This is a genomic window from Paracoccus aerodenitrificans (assembly GCF_027913215.1).
Lineage (GTDB): Bacteria > Pseudomonadota > Alphaproteobacteria > Rhodobacterales > Rhodobacteraceae > Paracoccus > Paracoccus aerodenitrificans.
This window is the reverse complement of the sequence record NZ_CP115784.1, coordinates 1,993,803-2,014,182: the sequence shown is the minus strand read 5'-3', so window position 1 is coordinate 2,014,182 and position 20,380 is coordinate 1,993,803. Positions and strand designations below refer to the sequence as shown.

Sequence of the window (20,380 nt, the reverse complement as noted above, 5' to 3'; positions counted from 1 at the left end):
TCCGTCTCGTGTGGGGCTTAACGGAGATGGATGGGATGGACAAGTTGCAGAGGCTGGAAGAAGAGATTGCGCATCTGGTGCGGATCGTCGAGGAGCTTTCCGAGGTCGTGGCCCGTCAGGATCGCGAATTGTCGCGGGTGACATCGCGTGTCGGGATGCTGATGCAGCGTGAGGCGGAACGGGAAGCCGATGGCAGCAATTCGCTGCCTCTGGCGGATCAGCGCCCGCCGCATTGGTGATGCGATCCGGCCTTTCCGGAACCGTGCAGGCGGGCCGGGTTTAACCCTTCGTCAGATAAAACCCAGTTCCAGCCGGGCTTCTTCGGACATCATGTCCATGCCCCATTGCGGCTGGAAGGTCATTTCGACATCGACCTCGCGCACACCGGGAACCGCTTCGACGGCGTCGGCAACCCATCCAGGCATCTCGCCCGCGACGGGGCAGCCTGGAGCGGTCAGGGTCATGATCACCTTGACCATCCCCTCATTGGAAATATCCAGCGTATAGATCAGCCCGAGATCATAGATATTCACCGGGATTTCAGGATCATAGACGGTACGGCAGGCCTCAACCACCGGATCATAAAGCGGGTGTTCGGTCGAAGAGGGCCGGATCAGCGGCTCACCTTCCTGCAGATTATCGTCCATTGGCATCATCCCGTTCTGTTGACATCGAATATATGCAATGATGGGCGCCGCTTCCAGACCCACCATCGCAGGGGACCAAGATGATTCCGACAATCTATCACAATCCGAAATGCGTCACCTCGCGCAAGGTTCTTGAAGCGATCCGGTCGCGCGGGCTGGAGCCCGAGATTATCCTCTACCTCAAAACCCCGCCATCGGCCGCGACGTTGCGCAGCCTCGCCGACGATTCGGGGCTTGGCGTCCGTGGTTTGCTGCGAAAGAAAGGGACGCCCTATGCCGAGCTGGGGATGGATGACGAAAATCTGACCGATGATCAGCTTCTGGCGGCGATTGCCGAACACCCGGTTCTGCTGAACCGGCCTATCGTTGTGACCGGAAAGGGAACAAGGCTGGTACGCCCGATAGAGGTGCTGGACGAGATTCTTTAACCGCAGGCCCGCGCAGTACCTGCTATTCCTGTGGAGCGTCTTCGGAAAGCAGGTTCGGTTCGCCCTCGTCCTTGCTGGCCTCGACCATGCGTTCAAAACCTGCATCGGGACGCATATCCGCAGATTCGGATTCAACAGGGAGCGCTTTCGGCTGCGGTGGCGGTTTCGGAGCCTCCTTCACTACAGGCTGTTCGGTAATATCCTCCATGCGAACACGGTAAATCGGCTCTGGCAGACCATAACCGGCGGTTTCCAGCGTTTCCTTCAGAATGCGGATCGCTTCGCCCCGCGCCTTGTTGAACTCAGTCCCTTGCTGAGTCACCCATCCGGAAAACCGCATCAGAACATTTGAATCGCCGACTTCCGCCACCCAGACGGCGGGCTCTGGTGCGGGCAGCACGAAATCCAGCCCTTGCAGCGTGGTCAGCCCCAATTCGCGCACTGCGCCGAGATCCGAATCCGCATCGACGCCCAGATCAAAGGCGAAGCGACGGGCCGGATGGCGGGTATAATTGGTGATGACCGCCTTGAAGACCGTGGAGTTTGGAATGCGGATGTGATTTCCGTCCAGCGAAAGAAGCGTCGTGGCCCGGCTGGTCAGGCGGATGACACGGCCCTCATTCCCCTCGATCTCAACCAGATCATTCGGGCGGAATGGTTGGCGCAGGGACAGCATGACCGACGCGATGAAATTCTCGACCGTGTCGCGCACGGCGAAACCAAGCGCGATCCCCAATATCCCCGCTGCGCCCAGAAATGTTCCCAGAAGTGCCGTTGTGCCAAGAATATCGAGCGCCACGACGATGGCGGCCAGCCAGAAGGCCAGCCGGATCGCCGTGCGCAGGATCTCGGCGATGAACGCATTCGGCGCGACACGCTCCCAGGGCTGACGAAGTCGCGCGACACGCCCGCCGATCCAGCCAATCAGCAGTGCCGACAGCAGGGCGACGGCGAGCAGAGGAAGGAAGGCAATGGTCTGGAACAGCCGGTCGCGGAAGCGCTGCGCCACCGGCTCAAGCCGGGCGCGGAGATCGGTATTCTCACGCACATTATTCTGAATTTCGACCACCCCGTCGACGCGGGTAACAAGCCGGTCCAGCCTTTCCAGCGCGGCATTGTCCAGAACCGTGCCGTCCAGTGTCACGATGCCCGAATCGACCTCGACCGAGACATCCTCATAACCGTCCAGCTCGGACAGGATGTCGCCAATGCGATTCCCGATTGCAGAATCGGTGGATTCGTCTGCCGCGACGTCGATCGTGCCCGCAGGCTGATCCGGAGTCTCCTGCGCAAGCCCTGTTAGCGGGGCTAGAAAAAGCAGGACATACAGAAATCCGGCTGCGAGCTTATTCATTCTGTCATAACGGGATCGGATTTTGCCAACCTGTCGAACTGCATCAGGCTGGCGATCAGCGTCGGCATCCGGTCCAGATAGACCATGTTCGGCCCGTCAGAGGGGGCGTTGTCCGGGTCCTGATGCGTTTCGATAAAGACGCCTGCAACGCCAAGTGCGACAGCGGCGCGGGCCATGACAGGGGCAAATTCGCGCTGCCCGCCGGTCGATCCGCCCTGACCTCCGGGCTGCTGCACGGAATGCGTGGCGTCCATGATTACCGGATAGCCGGTGCGGGCCATGATCGGCAGCGACCGCATATCCGCGACAAGCGTGTTATAGCCGAAGCTGACCCCACGCTCGGTCAGCAGGATATTCTCATTTCCTGTCGATGCGACCTTGTCCACGACATTCGGCATATCCCAGGGCGCCAGAAACTGACCCTTCTTGATATTCACCACCGCGCCGGTTTCGCCGGCCGCCAGAAGCAGGTCTGTCTGTCGGCTGAGGAAGGCCGGGATCTGGATGACATCCACGACGTCGCCCGCCATGCGAGCCTGCTCGATATCATGCACATCGGTCAGCACCGGGCAGCCGAAGCGCTGCCGTACCTCCTCAAGGATACGCAGCCCGTCTTCCATCCCGATGCCGCGTTGCCCCTTCAGAGAAGTTCGGTTCGCCTTGTCGTAACTTGCCTTGAAAACATAGGAAGCCCCGGCATCGGCGCAGGCTTTTATCAGGGTTTCAGCGATCATGAACGCATGGTCGCGCGTCTCAAGCTGGCATGGCCCGGCGATAACCGTCAGCGGCAGATCGTTGCCGCAGCTTATATTTCCGATGGAGACATGCTTCATGTGGAGACCTGTTCGCGCAAGATCGAGGCTGTCAGCGACAGCATCAGATATATGCCCATGAATATAAGGAAAGCCACGATCGTATTCGAGAGGGCTTTGGGGTATGTCGCATCTTCAGCAGCAAGCGGCGCGATCGACAGGGACAGATAGCGCACCTGCTTATTCGCCTCGACACGTGCCAGTTCCAATTGTTCTGCCGCGGTGGCAAGCAAGCCTTGACGGATTTCAAGATCAGCCTCGGCGATCCTGAGCCTGCCGCTGACCTGAGCAAGCGAGCTTCGCGATTCACTGCTTTCGGTCATCTCCGCGCGGGTTTCCTCCATCAGATCTCGCAGGCGGTCGATATCGCCCTGAACCCCTTGCACACGGCTGGCATTTGGATTCGGGTTGGACCGAAGTTGCGCCAGCTCTAGTTGTTTTTCGGTCAACGTCGACTGCAACTGGCCAATCCTACTCATGACCAGACTGCTTTCCGAGGCGGCGTCCAGGACCCCCATCTGTTCCTGCAACTCCTGAACCGCTGCCTGAGCGTCGCGAACGCTCTGTTCTGCGGATTCATAATTCTGCTGCGCTCCTTGCATCTGATCGTCGCGGATACGCGTTGTCATGTCGTCAACCATACCTTCGGCATAGCTGATGAGCGACAGCGAAAAGTCCCGGCTCAGCTCTGGATCCGGCGCGACAACGTCCATGTCTAGTACGCCCTCGGTCGGATCATAGCTGACGCTCACCATATCCTTATAGAGCTTAAAGGCGTCGTCGTCGCTGGCATCGGGCGGCAGTCGGAGCAATGGATCAAGCGCCGGGTCCTGAAAGGCTTCCCGGAAGCCGTTTTCTTCGTCCAGTCGCAGCATCGCGTTTTTTGAAACGAGATAGCTCTGTACGCTGACAGAATCCGGATTCGTCATGACCCCGCTCAGCATTGAGCCGCCTCCTGTCTCCGCCCCGGAATCGGCTTGCTGGATCAGGAATTGGGACCGGCTTTCGTAAAGCGGGGTTGCGACGCGGAAATAATACCAGCCGGCGATGATCGTGGGAATGCCGACCATCAGCAGCAGCCGGACGGCAAGCCAGAATTGCCGGATGCGGCGGCGGCGTGCAATGTCACGCTGGATACGAATAATTTCCGCCGCGCGACGTTCTTCGGTCATTTCTTCGCGTGATGGCAGATTCGCGCGGTCCGCAGGTACTTTGACCGGGGTAATCTGTCCCAAAGCCTGGCCGCCTGCCGGGACGGGCGGTTCGCGGCGTAACGCAAGCTGGCTTCCGGTAGCGCGGGATCTTTTCTGTCCCTGCTCAGCCTTGGCTTGATCGTCCGCACCGCTGACTCCAGCACTTGCAAGCACATTTGCCAGCGACGAACGATGGAACGGATCCACACCGCGGTCACGCAGCATGACAACCGCCTCTTCATCAGAATCAACATCGATCCCGTGCATCGCCGCGATCCGGCGGGCAAGGCGCAATTGACGGCCCGTAAGCTCTTCCGATTTGACGGCTTCTATGCGTGCTTTAAGAGATGGTTCCTCCTGAGAATCTGACATCGCCGCTGCGCTGCTGGCTGTCGCGGCGTCCAGATCCGCCGCGGCGCGGCGGCCTGCGTCCTGCTGAACGTCAAGAATCGATTCCTTGCGCTGGCGGCGGAAGGTGCGCACCCTAGGCGGTGTAGTCATAATATTGTCTTGCCTCGTCCAGCGTTTCGAACATGAAGAGTTTTCCGTCCCGCAGCACGGCGGCCTCACGGCAGAATTGTTCCAGAATTTGGGCCTGATGAGAGACGATGACAACGGTAGAACTTTTGAGCCGTTCGTTCAGAACCTGTCCCGCCTTGCGATTGAAATTTACATCCGTGGCAGTCGGCATACCTTCATCGATCAGATAGATATCGAACTCCAGCGACAGCAGCAGGGAAAAGACGAAACGCTGCCGCATACCTGAAGAATAAGTGCCGACCGGCATATCGAAATATTCGTCAATATCGGTCAGCCAGCGGGTGAAAGCGGAAACATAATCCGGATCCAGCCCGTAAATCCGTGCAATGAAGCGGGAGTTTTCATTGGCGGAATGCTTGCTGACCACCCCTCCCATGAAACCCAGCGGAAAGGAAATCCGGCAATTGCGGCGAATCGTACCCTCATCGGGCTGCTCAAGCCCGCACATCATATTGATGATTGTCGTCTTGCCTGTCCCGTTCGGGGCGAGAATGCCAAGCGAACGCCCCAACTCGACGCGAAACGAGGCCCGGTCCAGAATGACCTTGCGTTGCGTTCCGGTCCAGAATGACTTCGAGACGTTATCGAATTCCAGCATCAACCATGTCCATCGGTCGGCGATTGGCAGACCGGCGCAATTTCAACCCCCGGCGAGAAGACCTTACCGGGCGGTGGCAAGATAGAAAGGAACCCGGGTGAAGTCCACTGACCGTAAAGTGAGGGTTTTACAGATTTCTCCGGCGTGTCTTTTCCATTGCGTCGCGATGATTAACTTCACGTTATGAACACGTCAGACAGACTGATCGAGGATATCAGCGCTTGCCGGATTTGCGCCGGTCGCTTTGCGGCCACCGCTACGGCGCATGCTCCGCGTCCGGTGGTGTGGTTTACGCGGGGTGCGTCTGTACTGATCGCCGGGCAGGCTCCGGGTGCGCGTGTTCATGCCAGCGGCAGGCCGTTCGATGACCGCTCGGGCGACCGTCTGCGGGAATGGATGGGGGTGGATCGCGCGGAATTCTATGATCGCCGTCATATCGCAATTGTGCCGATGGCTTTCTGTTTTCCGGGCTATGACGCGAAGGGTTCGGACCTGCCGCCGCCACCAGTCTGCGCGGCGACATGGCGGAAGCGGGTCATGGCGCAGTTGCAACCGCGCCTTACGCTGCTTGTCGGTGCCCATGCGCAACGCTGGCATCTGGATACGCGCGGTGGCGTCACGGCCACGGTCGCGGGGTGGCGCAGCCATGCGCCCGGCCTGTTTCCCTTGCCTCATCCCTCATGGCGCAATACCGGGTGGCTCAGGCGCAATCCGTGGTTCGAAGAGGAACTGCTTCCGGTGTTGCGCCACCGTGTCAGAGAGGTGCTGAATGACTCCGCTTGATGCGCTTTGCGAAGCGCCGTTTCATGAGCTCAGCGATGCCGCACGCGCACGGGTGCTGAACCGGCTGGCCGATACCGAGATTTTCGTGGCGCTGGAAGCAGAGCCTGTCGAGGATCGCATCACCCTGCGCTTGTTCGATCTTGCCGAAGGGCAGATGGCGATTGCTTCTGATGCCGAGGACCGGCTGGCAGGGTTCTTTGGCGCTGCTATTGCCTATGCGGCGATGCCGGGGCGGGTGCTTGCGGCAATGCTGGCGGAAGAAAACCTGACCCTGATGGTGAATCCCGGCGCTCCATCCGAAATGCTGCTGGAACCCGCGACGCTTCGGTGGCTGGCCGAAATATTATCGACCAGCCTTGATGAGGAGCAATCCGGCCCGGCGCGGCTGTCGGCCCCATCGCCCGCGATGGTGGCGGCTCTGGCCGAGCCTCTGGCTTCAAGACTGGCCGATATGGTGGGTCTGGTAGAGTCGGCGGCTCTGGTCTCGGCCGAATGGCAGGACGGTGCAGAGGGGCATCTGGTGGTGATAGACGGTGCAGGACCGGATCACCGTTCCCGGATCGCTAAAGCCGTGGCAGAGCTGATTGCGTTTCTTCCGCCTCTGCCATCTGCCTGCGATGTCGCTTTCGACCTGCCGCTTCCCGAAACGGCCCTTATCCTGCGGGTGGAACATGCCGCGGAAGAACCATCGGCACCGCGAGCGCCCGGCAGCGATCCGGACAAACCGCCAATCCTCCGCTTCTGAGGCGGAAAACCTTAATAACCCTTGTTGCGGTCGACCAGATGCAGGGGCGGCTCCCCCCGCATCACGCGCCGCAGGTTTTCCGCGACAACCGGCGCGGCAGTCTCTGCCCGTGTCGCTGCTGCGATATGCGGTGTCACGGTGACTTTCGGATGCGACCAATAGGGGTGATCCGGCGGCAAAGGCTCGGTGCGGAAGACGTCCAGCACGGCATGGCTGATCCGGTTATCGTCAAGGGCCGACAGCAGGGCCTCATCGTCGATCAGCACGCCGCGTCCCGGATTGATGAGGACGGACCCGGAGGGCAACATCGCCAAATTGCGATGGTTCAGAATATTCTGCGTCTCCGGCGTGTCGGGCAGCAGGGTTATCAGAATATCCGCACGGGCAAGCGCCTGATCCAACTGACCGCCAGAGAGGGACAAAACCCCGTCAATGCTCCGCCCCGAGGCCGACCAGCCTGCCACCTCGAAACCCAGACGCGACAGCGCCTCCGCCACCGCACCGCCAAGCGCACCTGCACCAAGCACCGTAACCCGGCGGTCTTGTGCCAGAGGCGGGACCAGATCGTTTCGCCAGATGCCATCCTGCGAATAGCGATCCATCCCGAGATGCAGCCTCAGTGTCCAGCCGGTGCAGTATTCCACCATGCCGCGCTGAAGCCCCGGATCGACCATCCGGGCCAGAGGCTGGGTCAGCGCCAGATCAGGTGCAATCTTTTCAACACCCGCCCAAAGGCTCTGCACCAGCCGTGCAGAGGGATATGCGGAAAAATCGCAGCCATTGCCTCCGGGAGCATAGATGATCGCCGCCACGCTGTCCGCAGGGGCCTCCCGTAGAAGCTCTATTTCCGGCATGGCGCGGCGCAGCGCCGGAGCCCACTCGTTCCATCCGTCAGCGGCGAATAATACGCGCAATTCGTCTTCCTTTGCAGATCGCGGCACAGGGCCGGATGAACCGGAAAGCGCCTTCTGTCCTATCGCGGGCGGTGGACATGCGCCGATTGCACCATGCCGAATGCCATCAGCAGGATCATCATCGCCGTGCCGCCATAGCTGACCAGAGGCAGCGGAACCCCGACAACCGGCAGCAGCCCCATCACCATGCCCATATTGATCGAGAAGAACAGAAAGAACGTCCCGGCGATCCCGATCGTCAGCAGGCTAGCGAAACGGTCGCGATTGGTCAGGGCCGAATACAGACAGAAGCCGATAATCAGTGCATAAAGCAGCAGCAGCGAGCCCGCGCCGATAAAGCCGAATTCCTCTGCCAGAGTGGTGAAGATGAAATCCGTGTGCTTTTCGGGCAGGAAGTTCAGCCGCGACTGGGTGCCCTCCATGAAGCCGCGCCCGGACCAACCCCCGGAGCCAAGCGCGATCTGTGCCTGAGTGATGTTATACCCCGCGCCAAGCGGGTCGGATGAGGGGTCCAGAAACGTGTCGATGCGGCGGAACTGGTAATCGAGCAGCAATTGCCAGCTTGTCCCCCGGCTTGCCAGAACCGTCCAGACAAGCCCCGCCCCGGCGGCGATGACCGCGCCGAAATACCACAGGCTGACCCCTGCGGCGAACATCACGATGCCGCCGCCTGCCAGAAGCAGGATCGAGGTGCCAAGGTCAGGCTGCTGAAGCACCAGTGCTGTCGGGATCAGAATTACCACCACCGGGATCAGGACCCATAGCGGACGCGACACTTCGTCGAGGCTCAGCCAGTCGTAATAGGCGGCAAGAACCAGCACGAGTGCGATTTTCATCAGCTCGGAAGGTTGCAATCGGACCGGGCCAAGATCGATCCAGCGTTGCGCCCCCATGCCGACAAGGCCGAACAGATCGACCGCGATCAGCAGGGCGATGCAGATCAGATAGGCGAAGACAGAAATGCCGCGCCAGAACCAGATCGGCACGAAGCCCAGAGCGATCATCGCGACCATTCCCACGGCAAAACGCTCCATCTGAGGGCGCGCCCATGTGTCCAGATCGCCGCCCGCAACGGAATACAGCATCAGGAACCCGACACAGGCCACCGCGCCGATCAGGAAGATAAGCGGCCAGTTCAGCGCAAGGAATTTGCGGAAGCCACGCGGCGTTTCCGCCACATGATAGTTGAGATAGCTCATCAGGCCCGGGTCCTTCCACCGCTGGTCCCGGCCATTGGAGGGATAAGCCGCATATTGCGATGCATCTCTTCGACCTGACCGCGCTGCCCGTCAGGGTAAGCGGTCAGCGGAGGCACGCCGCCCGCAAGCGCATAAAGCAGGATATCCCGCGCAATGGGCGCCGCGACCGCCGAGCCGCCGCCGCCATGTTCGACCACAACCGATACGGCATATTTCGGCGCATCATAGGGGGCGAAACAGACGAAAAGGGCATGGTCGCGCCGGTTCCAAGGAAGCTGATCGTTGCGGATCACGCCGCGGGCACGCTCTGCCGCGGTGATATTGCGGACCTGGCTGGTGCCGGTCTTTCCGGCCATGCGCCATTCCTCTGCCACGATACGAGAGGATCGCGCCGTACCGACCGAGGAATTCATCACCGCATCCATCCCCTGACGCGCCGTTCTCAGATTTCTGGCGGCAATGCCAAGATCGGCGAATTCGGTGACGGGCTGCATTTCACCGTCAATGGCGCGGACCAGCCGGGGCTTGACCTCAACCCCCGTGGCCACCCGCGCCGTCATCACCGCAAGCTGCAACGGAGAGGCCAGCACAAAACCCTGACCGATCGAGGCATTCAGCGAATCGCCGATCACCCAGGGCTGGCCATAGCGTTCCTGCTTCCACGCCTTGTCGGGCGCGATACCTGTCGCGACCGCTGACATGGGCAGATCATGTTCGACCCCCATCCCAAGCTTGTGCGCCATCTCGGCGATGCGGTCGATCCCGACAGCCCGCGCGGTCTCGTAATAGAATACGTCGCAGGATTTCTGCAGGCTCTCGATCGGGTTCACATAACCGTGACCGCCCCGGCTCCAGCAATGGAAACGGCGCCCGGCAACCTCCAGACCTCCGTTGCAGAAATAGCTGGTCCCGCCATTGATGATCCCCGATTCCAGCCCGGCAAGCAGCGTCGCCATCTTGAAGGTCGATCCCGGAGGATAGACGCCCTGCACGGTCTTGTCGGCAAGCGGGCGGTGATCATGCTCCATCAGCGCCTTGTAATCCGCCGAGGAAATGCCGCGCACGAACAGATTCGGATCGAAGACCGGAGCCGAGGCGATGGCCATGATGTCGCCATTCGTGACATCGATCACGACGGCCGCGGCGGACTCGGTGCCAAGCCGCTGCACGGCATAGTTCTGCAGCCCCGCATCCAGAGTCATCTGCACCGTCGCGCCCTGCTGACCTTCCTGCCGCGACAATTCCCGCATCTCGCGCCCTGCGGCGTTCACCTCGACCCGGCGGGTGCCGGCCTTTCCGCGCAGAAGCGGCTCAAGCTTGTTTTCGACACCGACCTTGCCGAACTGGAATTCGGGCAGCATCAACACCGGGTCGGGATCCTCCATCTTCGAAAGATCGTAATCCGACACGCGGCCCACATAGCCCAGAACATGAGAGAAATCCCCGTCCTGAGGATAAACCCGGGACAGAATCGATTCAGGCTGTACGCCGGGCAGGGCAGGGGCATTCACGGCAATCGAACTGAACTCTTCCCAGCTCAGATGATCGCCGATGCTGACCGGCGTAATGGCGCTGCGCTTCGAGATGTTTTCGATCAGTTGCGCGGCTTCCTCATCGGTCATGGGGACAAGATTGCGCAGCTTTGCGACGACCTGATCGACATCTCCGGCAAGCTCGCGCGTGATCGTGGCGCGGTAATTCTGTTCATTTCCGGCGATGACTCGGCCATTGCGGTCATGGATCAGACCCCGCGCGGGCGGAATCAGACGGATCTTGATCGAGTTCCCATCGGACAGCAGCCGGTATTCATCCGCATGTTCCAACTGCATCGAGCGCAGCCGCCAGACCAGCGTTCCGATCACGGCGGCCTGAATGCCACCCAGCATGACCCCGCGACGCGAGATGATCCGCGCACTGTCGATCGTATCCTTGGGCGATTTCCGCATCAGTTTACCATCATTTCAAGCTCAGCCTTGCTCAACCGCCGGACGCCGATCAGATAAAGGACCATGACGACGACCGGATAGGCCACCACAGTTGCCAGCCAGACAAGAACCACAGGACCAAGTGAGGGGACCGGCAGCAGGAACAGGATCATTGTCGTCCTGTAGCCGATCATCATCAAGCCCGTTAGGATCGCGATCCTCAGCCATTCGAACAAGAATGCTTGATCGGACCAGCGTTGGTAACGGGCCCGCAACATCTCTGTGCCGATCAGCAGCAGGAAACTCCACAGACCGAAGGGGCGGTCCAGCAGCAGATCACCGATCAGGGCAAGCCCGGCGATGGATAGTGCGGGGACCTGATCCGGGCGGCGCAGCACCCATGCAAAGCTGAGGCACAGCGTCAGATCCGCACCGGGCAGGCCGGGATCGCCCGGGCTGAGCGGCATCAGTCGGACGAACAAGATCAGCAGCCCGAACAGCAGAAAGGCTACTGTTCCGCTCAGGCTGTGTCTCAGCGGGCCGTTCATGGCCGACCGATCACAGGGGCGGCAGCCGGGCCGGATTCCGGCTCTTCCGCATCCGGCCGCGCAGCAGGCGCAGGCGGGAATTGCGGCCCGATCAGCCCCGGCTCGGGTGGCAGAATCAATGCGCCGCCATCTTCCAGCCGCTCGGCAGGGTGAGAGCGCAGAACGCGCAGAAACTCCAGCCGCCCGTAATCGGCCGCCATGCGCAGCCGCATCCTGCCATCGCTGCCCTGAACCACCTGACCGATCAAGATATCGGGCGGAAACACCCCGCCATCACCCGAACTGACAACCCTGTCGCCGGGGCGGACATTCTCGGGATGTTCGATGAAATCCAGCGTCGGCAGGGTCGAGTTATCGCCGTTCAGTAGCGCATTCTCGCCCGATGGCTGGATCTGGACCGGGATGCGCGATGACGGATCGGTCAGCAGGACGACGCGGCTTGTCTGGTTGCCGACCCCTGAAATCCGGCCCACCAGCCCCAGACCGTCCATGACCGCCCAGCCATCGACCACCCCGTCGCGGCGACCGACATTCAGCAGCACGGATTGCCGGAAAGCCGTCCCCGAATCGGTCAGCACCACCCCGGTCAGCGAGGTCAGCGAAGGATCGAGCTGTACATTATTCTGTGCCAGCAACTTGGCGTTTTCCTGCTCAAGCTGGACGGCGGCTTCCTTCCACCGCTCCATCTCGCGCAATTCGCGCCGCAATTCCTGGTTCTGGTCGTAGATCCGTGAATAGCTTTGCAGGCTGGACACCATGCGGCTGAACCGGGTCACAGGCGCAAGCGCCCATTCGATGCCCGGCACGAACCGGTCCACCACGTCCGAGCGCATCGCCTCGGCACGCGGGCTGTCGATGCGCCAGAACAGGAACAGCGCCAGCAGGAAAAGGGCCAGCAGTCCGATCAGGATACGGCGGACAGGGGTGGCAAAATCGTAACCCTTGCGGGCCATCGCGCCGGCCCCGCCTTAACTGTCGTAATCGATGACGTGGCGAAGCTGCTTTTCATATTCAAGCGCCTTGCCGGTGCCAAGCGCAACGCAGCTCATCGGTTGATCCGCGATTGAGATCGACAGGCCGGTCTGTTCCCTCAGCGACAGGTCCAGATCGCCCAGCATTGCCCCGCCGCCGGTCAGCATCACGCCCCGGTCCACGATATCCGCGGCCAGATCGGGCGGGGTCGCCTCAAGCGCCACCATCACCGCTTCGCAGATCTGCTGCACCGGCTCGGAAAGCGCCTCGGCCACCATTGCCTGAGTGATTTCTAGCTCACGCGGGACACCGTTCAGCAGATCGCGGCCCCGGACGGGCAGGGTCGCGCCGCGCCCGTCATCGGGCATCCGTGCCGTGCCGATAGAGGTCTTTACCCGTTCGGCGGTCTGATCGCCGATCAGAAGATTATGGTTGCGGCGCAGATAGTTGATGATCGACTCATCCATACGGTCGCCGCCGATCCGCACCGAGCGCGCATAGACGACATCGCCCAGAGACAGCACGGCAACCTCGGTCGTGCCGCCACCGATATCCACGACCATGCTGCCCGTGGGATCGGTGATCGGCATCCCGGCACCGATCGCCGCCGCAATCGGCTCTGCGATAAGCCCGGCCTTGCGAGCGCCCGCTGATAGCACCGATTGCCGGATCGCGCGTTTTTCCACCGGGGTTGCGCCATGCGGGACGCAGACGATGATCTTCGGTTTCGAGAAAGTTGTCCGTTTGAAAACTTTCTTGATGAAATGCTTGATCATTTCTTCGGCGCTGTCGAAATCCGCAATCACGCCTTCGCGCATCGGGCGGATCGCCTCGATGCTGCCGGGGGTGCGGCCGAGCATGAGCTTTGCGTCCTCGCCCACCGCAAGAACCTGCTTTTTCCCGTCCTTGACGTGGTAGGCAACGACCGAAGGCTCATTCAGGATGATGCCCTTGCCCTTGACGTAAACAAGCGTGTTCGCGGTCCCGAGGTCGATCGCGATATCTGTCGAAAACAGCCCGAAGAATGCCATCCTGCCTTATCCTTAGATGCCGGACTGCTGCCGGCTTGCTCAATCAGATCTCTGCTGCCCGAGTCGCCCCGGGTGCTAAGATGCCGCCCCGTATATGCCAGCATGGACTGTCGGGAAACCCTATTTTGCTGGCCGTATCTGGCTCTGCACCGGACAGGCGGTGGATTGCCGCTCTTGCAGCGGCAGCGCAAGCGATAAGTGCGACAATGGTCTTGCGGATCTGGCCGTCCCGTAACCCTGCCATGCAGGCGGCAGCGATACGAGGATATGTCACCGTCGCCTCATCGAATGAAAAGCAACGCCCCGGAGGGCGGTGCCTGTCTGCTTAATGGGAATACATACTGACCTGCTTGGCGTCGCCATCCTTGCCAATCATATCACGGCGGACTCTCAGCCGGTTCAGCGCCCCGACATAGGCCTTCACGCTGGCCAGAATCGTATCTGTATCGGCAGCCTGTCCTGTGGCGATACGGCCCTCTTCCTCCATCCGGACGGAAACGGTGGCCTGCGCATCCGTGCCTTCGGTCACCGCATGGACCTGGTAAAGCTGCAACCTTGCCTCATGCGGATAGATCTCTTTCACCGCGTTGAACACCGCATCGACCGGCCCGTCGCCACTGGTCGAGGCGGTTTTTTCCTCCCCGTCCACGACCAGCGTCAGATCGGCCGACTGCCCGTCACTGCCGCAAATCACGCGCAAATGCCTGACCTGCAGGAAATCCTCGCCGGTATTGGCAGCGCTGTCCTGCATCAGAGCGACGATATCCTCGTCATAGACCTCTTTCTTGCGGTCGGCCAACGCCTTGAAGCGGACAAAAACATCCTTCAACTGATTGTCGCCGATCTCATAGCCCAGATCTTTCAGCTTCGAGCGCAGCGCGGCGCGGCCCGAATGCTTGCCCATCGCGATATTCGCGGCGTTCAGCCCGATATCGGCGGGTTTCATGATCTCGAATGTCTCGACATTCTTCAGCACACCGTCCTGATGAATGCCGGATTCGTGCAGGAAGGCATTCTTGCCGACAATCGCCTTGTTGAACTGCACCGGAAACCCCGAAACCTGAGCGACCCGGCGGCTGATCCCCATGATCTTCGTCGTGTCGATATTGGTGCTGAACGGCATGATATCGTTGCGCACCCGCATCGCCATCACGACTTCTTCAAGCGCGGTATTACCTGCCCGCTCGCCCAGACCGTTGATCGTGCATTCGATCTGACGCGCACCGGCCTCGACAGCGGCCAGAGAGTTCGCCGTCGCCATGCCCAGATCGTTGTGGCAATGGGTGGCGAAGATGATCTCATCCGCACCGGGAACGCGCTCGATCAGCATGCGGATCAGCTCGGCGCTTTCGCGCGGCGCGGTATAGCCGACCGTATCGGGGATATTGATCGTCGTCGCACCGCATTTGATCGCGATCTCGACGACCCGGCACAGATAATCATGTTCGGTTCGCGTGGCATCCATCGGAGACCACTGCACATTGTCGCACAGATTGCGGGCATGGGTCACGGTCTGCTCGATCCGCTCGGCCATCTGGTCCATGTCCAGATTCGGGATTGCCCGATGCAGGGGCGAGGTGCCGATAAAGGTATGGATGCGCGGGCGCTTGGCGTGTTTCACCGCCTCCCAGCAACGGTCGATATCGGGGATCTGGGCGCGGGCCAGTCCGCAGATCACGCTGTTCTGGGACTGTTTCGCGATCTCGGACACCGCCTTGAAATCGCCTTCCGAGGCGATGGGAAATCCTGCCTCGATAATATCCACATGCATCTCATCCAGCATTGAGGCGATCTCCAGCTTTTCGGCATGGGACATGGTCGCGCCGGGCGATTGTTCGCCGTCACGCAGGGTGGTGTCGAAAATATATACGCGGTTCTTGTCGGTCATTTTGCTTCTCTTGCTTGAACGGGTCTGACGCCGGGCACTTGACCGGCTGAGCGGCGGCCCGGCTGGACCCGCTCAGCGCAGCGTAAGAAGAAGCAGACCGCGGAGGTTCACGGCGAAACGCGCATTGATCTGCGCATCACGGGAAGGGGCGATATGTCGCGTCCGGGTCATGAACGTGACTATACAAGCGGTTGCGAGGTTGAAAACCCCTATTTTTCGTCCCCGGCTTTTCCGGTCGGCCTGACCGGACGGGGATCGCCGGACCGTCCCGGCGGTTGCTGGGTCGCGGCGGTACGGAGACGCTCGACCCGGCGGGCCAGCAGACGGGCGCGGCGGCGGTGATAGGCGCGGATCAGTGGCACGGTCAGATAATGCATCGCCACCCCGGCAATTGTCCCGAGAATCACGCCCCCGACCAGATAGGGCAGGAAAATGTCCTGAAAGAACGATTCCAGACGATCCCAATGGGTCTTTTCAGGCCCGAAAACAGCCTCGATATTCTGCCATATTTGCGCCGTCGCATCCGCGAATTCGTTGAAGATCATCTTCGGAGACATGTCGCCGTGGAGCCCGAGAATTTCTCTGCCAAGCCAGGTCGAGCCATAGGCGATGAACGGGAAAGTAATGGGATTCCCAACAAAGGTTCCCAGCAGCGCGGCAAGAATATTGCCGCCCAGAATCCAAGCTATGCCCGCAGCAGCGAGAAAATGCAGGCCGTAAAGCGGAGTGAAGGAGACGAAGGTCCCGGCGGCCACGCCCCGGCCGATACGATGCGGCTGATCGGGCAGGCGGCGCAGCCGATGCAGCACATACTGACCCGCCCGCAGCCAGCCGCCGCGCGGATAGATCATCTCTGTCGCCATCTGCGAATAGCTTCGGGGCTTGCGGCGCTTGAACATCGGGTCTGCTTCGCTTGGATCAGCCGGCTTAACGTGGTGTCATGGTGCAAGTTCCGGCCTTAGCAGACGCGAGACCTGCGCGACATCGGATTCCGCCTCAAGCGAGGTCAGCACGGCGTGAAGCTGATCCGTGCCGTGAAGCTCGACCTCAATCTGCAGGCGATAGAAATCCGGCTTCCGGTCGGCAAAGACCAGATCCGAGATATTCGCGCCCTGACTGCCGATCAGGGTGCAGATCCGTCCCAGCACACCGGCATCGTGGCGGATCGTGACGGTCAGCGTCACCGGATAGGCTGGGGGATGCGTTCCCTCCCGCCATTGCAGATCGACCCATCGCTTCAGATCCTGCTCGCCCTCAAGCTCGGCAAGGGCGGGGCAGTCGATGGCATGGATAATGATCCCGCGCCCGCGATAGGTGATCCCGACAATCCTCTCACCGGGCAGGGGCTGACAGCAATCGGCACGGCCCAGAGTCTGATCCGCCTCAAGCCCGGCAACGGGTCTTTTGGGATCGACGGTTTCCTTTCTTGTGCCGAGCTCGGGATAAAGCGTCTGCAAGACTTCCTGCGCGGATAACTCGGCGCAGCCTATTCTGGCCAGAAGCTCATCCGCATCGGGCAGGGCCAGCTTCGATGCGGCGGTCCGCAGCGCCTTGTCCGTCACCCGCCTGCCGTGATGTTCGAAGGAAATCCGCACCAGTTCCGAGCCAAGCCGGATCAGTCGCGCCCGGTCCTCCTCGCGCAGCGCACGGCGGATTGCCGACTTGGCCCGCCCTGTCTGTACGATTTCCAGCCATGCCGCCTGCGGACGCTGACCTGCGGCGGTAATGATCTCGACCACCTGACCGTTTTTCAGCCGTGTCCACAGAGGAACGCGAATACCGTCTACCTTGGCCCCGACCGTGCTGTTCCCGATCCGGGTGTGGATCGCATAGGCAAAATCGATCGGCGTCGCGCCCTTCGGCAACTGGATCACGTCACCCTTGGGCGTGAAGATGAAGACCTGATCGGAATACATCTCCAGCTTGACATGTTCCAGAAACTCGTCGTGATCCTCGCCGCCAAGGCGTTCGTTCAACTGCGCGATCCACTCGGCCGGATCGACGGCAAACGGGTTGGTCGAGCGCACCCCGTCGCGATAGGCCCAATGCGCGGCCACGCCCGCCTCGGCCACCTCATGCATCTGGCGGGTGCGGATCTGCACCTCGACCCGCTTGCCGTCACGGCCGGTCACGGTGGTGTGAATCGAGCGATACCCGTTCGCCTTGGGCTGGCTGATATAATCCTTGAACCGCCCCGGCACAGCCCGCCAGCGGCGATGGATCAGGCCAAGCGCACGGTAACATTCGCTTTCCGAACCGACGATGACCCGGAACCCGTAAATATCCGAAAGGCGCGAGAAGGTCAGCCGCTTCTCCTGCATCTTGCGCCAGACACTGAACGGACGCTTTGCGCGGCCATAGACATTCGCCTCGATCCCTTCGCGGTCCAACTCGGTGCGGATATCCTTGGTGATCTGCGCGATCACATCGCCGGATTCCTTTTGTAGCGTCAGGAAACGGCGGATGATCGAGTTGCGGGCTTCGGCATTGATGACCTTGAAGGCGAGGTCTTCCAGTTCCTCACGCATCCACTGCATCCCCATGCGCCCGGCCAGAGGCGCATAGATATCCATCGTCTCGCGTGCCTTCTTCGCCTGCTTGTCCGGGCGCATTGCGCGGATCGTGCGCATATTGTGCAGCCGGTCGGCCAGCTTGACCAAAATGACGCGAAGATCACGCGTCATCGCCATGAAAAGCTTGCGAAAATTCTCGGCCTGCTTCGAATGGCTGCCGGAAAGCTGCAAATTGGTCAGCTTGGTGACGCCATCCACCAGATCGGCGATCTCGCGGCCGAACTGATCCGCAACCTCACCCCAGGTCGAGCGCGTATCCTCAATCGTGTCATGCAGCAGGGCGGTCACAATGGTCGCATCGTCCAGCCGCATCTCGGTGAGAATGGCGGCGACAGCGACGGGATGGGTGAAATAGGGCTCGCCGGAATGACGGAACTGGCCCGCATGCATATGCTGGCCATAGCTGAAGGCGCGGCGGATCAGATCCTCATCCGTGCGCGGATTGTAGTTCCGGATAAGCGCGAGAAGGTCTTCGACGTCGAATTTTTCCAATCGAAGACCCCGTTTCCCGTCAGCCGCGCTGGTTCGCTTCCAGCATCATCCGAAGCATTTTCTCTTCGGATTCCTCGTCAGCGGGTTTGGGACGGTCGACCTCAGCCCCAAGCAGAAGCGCCATTGCGTCTTCCTCGGGCTCATCGACCTCGATCTGGGTCTGGCTGGACTCGATCAGTCTTTCGCGCAGATCATCGACCTGCTGCGTTTCGTCAGCGATTTCGCGCAGGGCGACAACGGGGTTTTTGTCATTGTCGCGATCAACGGTCAGTGGGCTGCCAGTCGCGATTTCGCGGGCACGATGCGAGGCAAGCATCACCAGGTCGAAGCGGTTCGGAACTTTGTCGACACAATCTTCGACGGTCACGCGGGCCATGAATCACCTATCGGTTCGAATCAGATCAGAGGCGGAAAAGGTTACTTGGTGAGTTTCTGCGGGATTGTCAAGAAAAACACGCGCCGAGAGACGTTCCTCCGGGGGCAGGGCGGCCAGCATCTGCGCCACGGTTTTCCCGATGCGCGGATGGCGCCAGCCGGGCGCGATATCGGCCAAAGGAACCAGAACGAAACCGCGATCCTGAATGCGCGGATGAGGCAGGATCAACTGCGCGGGTGCCTCGCTCCGCTGGCGTTCGGCAGGCAAAAACCGCCACGCATCCTGCATTGTGGCGTCGGGCAAAACCGTGTCGTCCAGCGCGAGCAGGTCGATATCTATTCCCCGCGCTCCCCACCGCCCTGCGCCTTCACGGCTGCGGCCCAGACTGGTCTCGACAGAATGCAGTTCGTTTAACAGATTCTGCGCGGACAGGCTGGTGGAAAGACTGGCGCAGGCATTCACATAATCGGGACCGCCTCCCGCCGGAAAAGCCGGGGTGGTGTAGAACCGCGAGACGGCCACAAGATCTGTACCGATTCGTTCGTTAATTAATTGTAAAGATGTGCGAATTGTCTGTGCCGGAGCACCTGACGAAGAAGACAAGTTTGCCCCAAGGGCAAGTAGGGCTAATTTAGACGACATTCTGGTTCCGGCAATCGTTTCCAGCATTTGCAATTTTTATCTGACGCGTCAGAGGAGGCGTGTCGAGGGAGATTACGTGTTTTATAAAGACGATCGTCTTGCACTTTTCATTGATGGTGCAAATCTTTACGCAGCCGCTAAATCGCTTGGGTTCGATATCGATTACAAGCTGCTCCGGCAGGAATTCGAACGCCGGGGAAAATTGCTCCGGGCGTATTACTATACCGCCCTGCTGGAGAATGAGGAATATTCTCCGATCAGGCCGCTTGTCGACTGGTTGCAATATAACGGCTTCGCCTTGGTGACGAAGCCCGCAAAAGAATACACCGATGCCGTTGGGCGCCGGAAAATCAAGGGCAATATGGATATTGAGCTGACCGTGAACGCGATGGAACTCGCGCCGCGGCTGGATCATGCGGTGCTGTTCTCGGGCGATGGCGATTTCCGCCCGCTGGTTGAGGCGCTTCAGCGTCAGGGTGTCCGCGTTTCGGTTGTCTCGACAACACGCAGCCAGCCGCCGATGATCGCGGATGAGCTTCGCCGGCAGGCCGACAACTTCATCGAACTCGACGCGCTGCGTGACGTAATCGGTCGTCCCCCTCGGGAAATTACCGCGCAGGAAGAACAGGTTCTGGAAACCTGATCCGTCCGATCAAGCTGCCCATCAGAAGATGAAACGAAATACATTGGCGGGCGTAATCGCCCGCCAATGCCTATCCG

Annotated in this window: 21 protein-coding genes; 5 read left to right on the top strand and 16 right to left on the bottom strand. The window is 60.5% G+C overall.

From position 1 onward, the window contains the following. Positions 1-35 precede the first annotated feature (35 nt). Positions 36-239, top strand: a complete 204-nt coding sequence (locus PAE61_RS11265) for a SlyX family protein (RefSeq protein ID WP_434803070.1) — start codon at positions 36-38, stop codon at positions 237-239. Between the two features lie 51 nt (positions 240-290). Here PAE61_RS11265 and PAE61_RS11260 read toward each other — a convergent pair whose 3' ends face one another. Further along, positions 291-647: an SUF system Fe-S cluster assembly protein gene (locus tag PAE61_RS11260; RefSeq protein WP_271112479.1), complete on the bottom strand. Its 357-nt coding sequence runs from the start codon at positions 645-647 to the stop codon at positions 291-293. 80 nt (positions 648-727) lie between these two features. On the opposite strand from PAE61_RS11260, the gene arsC reads away from it, so the two are divergent. Next, entirely contained in the window at positions 728-1,075 is a 348-nt protein-coding gene (gene arsC, locus PAE61_RS11255; protein WP_271112478.1) for an arsenate reductase (glutaredoxin), read from the top strand. 22 nt (positions 1,076-1,097) lie between these two features. Here the strand turns inward: arsC and PAE61_RS11250 are convergent, their stop codons facing one another. From PAE61_RS11250 to PAE61_RS11235, 4 genes are read right to left on the bottom strand one after another with little or no spacing between them, the layout of a single operon-like run. Further along, a complete protein-coding gene (locus PAE61_RS11250; RefSeq protein WP_271112477.1) occupies positions 1,098-2,429 on the bottom strand; it encodes a mechanosensitive ion channel family protein in 1,332 nt (443 codons plus the stop codon). Then, complete coding sequence (kdsA, locus tag PAE61_RS11245; protein WP_271112476.1) at positions 2,426-3,262, bottom strand: 3-deoxy-8-phosphooctulonate synthase; 837 nt, start codon at positions 3,260-3,262, stop codon at positions 2,426-2,428. The genes PAE61_RS11250 and kdsA overlap by 4 nt, the downstream gene beginning before the upstream one ends. Then, positions 3,259-4,935: a KpsE/RkpR family capsule polysaccharide export protein gene (locus PAE61_RS11240; RefSeq protein ID WP_271112475.1), complete on the bottom strand. Its 1,677-nt coding sequence runs from the start codon at positions 4,933-4,935 to the stop codon at positions 3,259-3,261. The genes kdsA and PAE61_RS11240 overlap by 4 nt, the downstream gene beginning before the upstream one ends. Beyond that, the gene (locus PAE61_RS11235) at positions 4,919-5,572 is read right to left on the bottom strand and encodes an ABC transporter ATP-binding protein (protein WP_271112474.1); all 654 of its coding nucleotides are present in this window, start codon (positions 5,570-5,572) and stop codon (positions 4,919-4,921) included. Before PAE61_RS11235 ends, PAE61_RS11240 begins: the two co-directional genes overlap by 17 nt. A 183-nt stretch (positions 5,573-5,755) precedes the next feature. Between PAE61_RS11235 and PAE61_RS11230 the strand changes: the two genes are divergently transcribed. Both PAE61_RS11230 and PAE61_RS11225 read left to right on the top strand, forming a co-directional pair. Beyond that, positions 5,756-6,355, top strand: coding sequence for a uracil-DNA glycosylase family protein (locus PAE61_RS11230; protein WP_271112473.1), 600 nt, complete (start codon positions 5,756-5,758; stop codon positions 6,353-6,355). Then, positions 6,342-7,100 carry an SseB family protein gene (locus PAE61_RS11225; RefSeq protein WP_271112472.1) on the top strand — a complete coding sequence of 253 codons (759 nt, stop codon included), beginning with the start codon at positions 6,342-6,344 and terminating at the stop codon, positions 7,098-7,100. The genes PAE61_RS11230 and PAE61_RS11225 overlap by 14 nt, the downstream gene beginning before the upstream one ends. 11 nt (positions 7,101-7,111) lie before the next feature. Here the strand turns inward: PAE61_RS11225 and PAE61_RS11220 are convergent, their stop codons facing one another. From PAE61_RS11220 to folK, 11 genes are all read right to left on the bottom strand, one after another. Next, entirely contained in the window at positions 7,112-8,014 is a 903-nt protein-coding gene (locus PAE61_RS11220; RefSeq protein ID WP_271112471.1) for a 2-hydroxyacid dehydrogenase, read from the bottom strand. A gap of 59 nt (positions 8,015-8,073) precedes the next feature. Next, positions 8,074-9,213, bottom strand: a complete 1,140-nt coding sequence (gene rodA, locus PAE61_RS11215) for a rod shape-determining protein RodA (RefSeq protein WP_271112470.1) — start codon at positions 9,211-9,213, stop codon at positions 8,074-8,076. Further along, positions 9,213-11,159 carry a penicillin-binding protein 2 gene (gene mrdA / locus PAE61_RS11210; RefSeq protein WP_271112469.1) on the bottom strand — a complete coding sequence of 649 codons (1,947 nt, stop codon included), beginning with the start codon at positions 11,157-11,159 and terminating at the stop codon, positions 9,213-9,215. Before mrdA ends, rodA begins: the two co-directional genes overlap by 1 nt. Continuing rightward, positions 11,159-11,686 carry a rod shape-determining protein MreD gene (locus PAE61_RS11205; RefSeq protein WP_271112468.1) on the bottom strand — a complete coding sequence of 176 codons (528 nt, stop codon included), beginning with the start codon at positions 11,684-11,686 and terminating at the stop codon, positions 11,159-11,161. Before PAE61_RS11205 ends, mrdA begins: the two co-directional genes overlap by 1 nt. Beyond that, entirely contained in the window at positions 11,683-12,639 is a 957-nt protein-coding gene (gene mreC / locus PAE61_RS11200; protein WP_271112467.1) for a rod shape-determining protein MreC, read from the bottom strand. The genes PAE61_RS11205 and mreC overlap by 4 nt, the downstream gene beginning before the upstream one ends. A gap of 15 nt (positions 12,640-12,654) precedes the next feature. Beyond that, complete coding sequence (locus PAE61_RS11195; RefSeq protein WP_271112466.1) at positions 12,655-13,689, bottom strand: rod shape-determining protein; 1,035 nt, start codon at positions 13,687-13,689, stop codon at positions 12,655-12,657. A 325-nt stretch (positions 13,690-14,014) separates the two neighbouring features. Beyond that, on the bottom strand, positions 14,015-15,577 hold the full coding sequence (locus PAE61_RS11190) for a 2-isopropylmalate synthase (protein ID WP_271112465.1): 1,563 nt from the start codon (positions 15,575-15,577) through the stop codon (positions 14,015-14,017). A 209-nt stretch (positions 15,578-15,786) separates the two neighbouring features. Beyond that, positions 15,787-16,476, bottom strand: coding sequence for a DUF2062 domain-containing protein (locus PAE61_RS11185; RefSeq protein ID WP_271112464.1), 690 nt, complete (start codon positions 16,474-16,476; stop codon positions 15,787-15,789). Positions 16,477-16,515: 39 nt separating this feature from the next. Beyond that, positions 16,516-18,642, bottom strand: coding sequence for a RelA/SpoT family protein (locus tag PAE61_RS11180; RefSeq protein ID WP_271112463.1), 2,127 nt, complete (start codon positions 18,640-18,642; stop codon positions 16,516-16,518). A gap of 19 nt (positions 18,643-18,661) precedes the next feature. Then, positions 18,662-19,018, bottom strand: coding sequence for a DNA-directed RNA polymerase subunit omega (gene rpoZ / locus PAE61_RS11175; RefSeq protein ID WP_271112462.1), 357 nt, complete (start codon positions 19,016-19,018; stop codon positions 18,662-18,664). 3 nt (positions 19,019-19,021) lie between these two features. Next, a complete protein-coding gene (folK, locus tag PAE61_RS11170) occupies positions 19,022-19,687 on the bottom strand; it encodes a 2-amino-4-hydroxy-6-hydroxymethyldihydropteridine diphosphokinase (RefSeq protein WP_353620353.1) in 666 nt (221 codons plus the stop codon). A gap of 49 nt (positions 19,688-19,736) precedes the next feature. On the opposite strand from folK, the gene PAE61_RS11165 reads away from it, so the two are divergent. After that, complete coding sequence (locus PAE61_RS11165; RefSeq protein ID WP_271112461.1) at positions 19,737-20,303, top strand: LabA-like NYN domain-containing protein; 567 nt, start codon at positions 19,737-19,739, stop codon at positions 20,301-20,303. The last annotated feature ends 77 nt before the right edge of the window (positions 20,304-20,380 follow it).

What these genes read in the sequence shown, in the direction of transcription:
- PAE61_RS11265 (WP_434803070.1), top strand. Translation starts at nt 36, where the DNA reads ATGGACAAGTTGCAGAGGCTGGAAGAAGAGATTGCGCATCTGGTGCGG.
- PAE61_RS11260 (WP_271112479.1), bottom strand. Translation starts at nt 647, where the DNA reads ATGGACGATAATCTGCAGGAAGGTGAGCCGCTGATCCGGCCCTCTTCG.
- arsC (WP_271112478.1), top strand. Translation starts at nt 728, where the DNA reads ATGATTCCGACAATCTATCACAATCCGAAATGCGTCACCTCGCGCAAG.
- PAE61_RS11250 (WP_271112477.1), bottom strand. Translation starts at nt 2,429, where the DNA reads ATGAATAAGCTCGCAGCCGGATTTCTGTATGTCCTGCTTTTTCTAGCC.
- kdsA (WP_271112476.1), bottom strand. Translation starts at nt 3,262, where the DNA reads ATGAAGCATGTCTCCATCGGAAATATAAGCTGCGGCAACGATCTGCCG.
- PAE61_RS11240 (WP_271112475.1), bottom strand. Translation starts at nt 4,935, where the DNA reads ATGACTACACCGCCTAGGGTGCGCACCTTCCGCCGCCAGCGCAAGGAA.
- PAE61_RS11235 (WP_271112474.1), bottom strand. Translation starts at nt 5,572, where the DNA reads ATGCTGGAATTCGATAACGTCTCGAAGTCATTCTGGACCGGAACGCAA.
- PAE61_RS11230 (WP_271112473.1), top strand. Translation starts at nt 5,756, where the DNA reads ATGAACACGTCAGACAGACTGATCGAGGATATCAGCGCTTGCCGGATT.
- PAE61_RS11225 (WP_271112472.1), top strand. Translation starts at nt 6,342, where the DNA reads ATGACTCCGCTTGATGCGCTTTGCGAAGCGCCGTTTCATGAGCTCAGC.
- rodA (WP_271112470.1), bottom strand. Translation starts at nt 9,213, where the DNA reads ATGAGCTATCTCAACTATCATGTGGCGGAAACGCCGCGTGGCTTCCGC.
- mrdA (WP_271112469.1), bottom strand. Translation starts at nt 11,159, where the DNA reads ATGCGGAAATCGCCCAAGGATACGATCGACAGTGCGCGGATCATCTCG.
- PAE61_RS11205 (WP_271112468.1), bottom strand. Translation starts at nt 11,686, where the DNA reads ATGAACGGCCCGCTGAGACACAGCCTGAGCGGAACAGTAGCCTTTCTG.
- mreC (WP_271112467.1), bottom strand. Translation starts at nt 12,639, where the DNA reads ATGGCCCGCAAGGGTTACGATTTTGCCACCCCTGTCCGCCGTATCCTG.
- PAE61_RS11195 (WP_271112466.1), bottom strand. Translation starts at nt 13,689, where the DNA reads ATGGCATTCTTCGGGCTGTTTTCGACAGATATCGCGATCGACCTCGGG.
- PAE61_RS11190 (WP_271112465.1), bottom strand. Translation starts at nt 15,577, where the DNA reads ATGACCGACAAGAACCGCGTATATATTTTCGACACCACCCTGCGTGAC.
- PAE61_RS11185 (WP_271112464.1), bottom strand. Translation starts at nt 16,476, where the DNA reads ATGTTCAAGCGCCGCAAGCCCCGAAGCTATTCGCAGATGGCGACAGAG.
- rpoZ (WP_271112462.1), bottom strand. Translation starts at nt 19,018, where the DNA reads ATGGCCCGCGTGACCGTCGAAGATTGTGTCGACAAAGTTCCGAACCGC.
- folK (WP_353620353.1), bottom strand. Translation starts at nt 19,687, where the DNA reads ATGCTGGAAACGATTGCCGGAACCAGAATGTCGTCTAAATTAGCCCTA.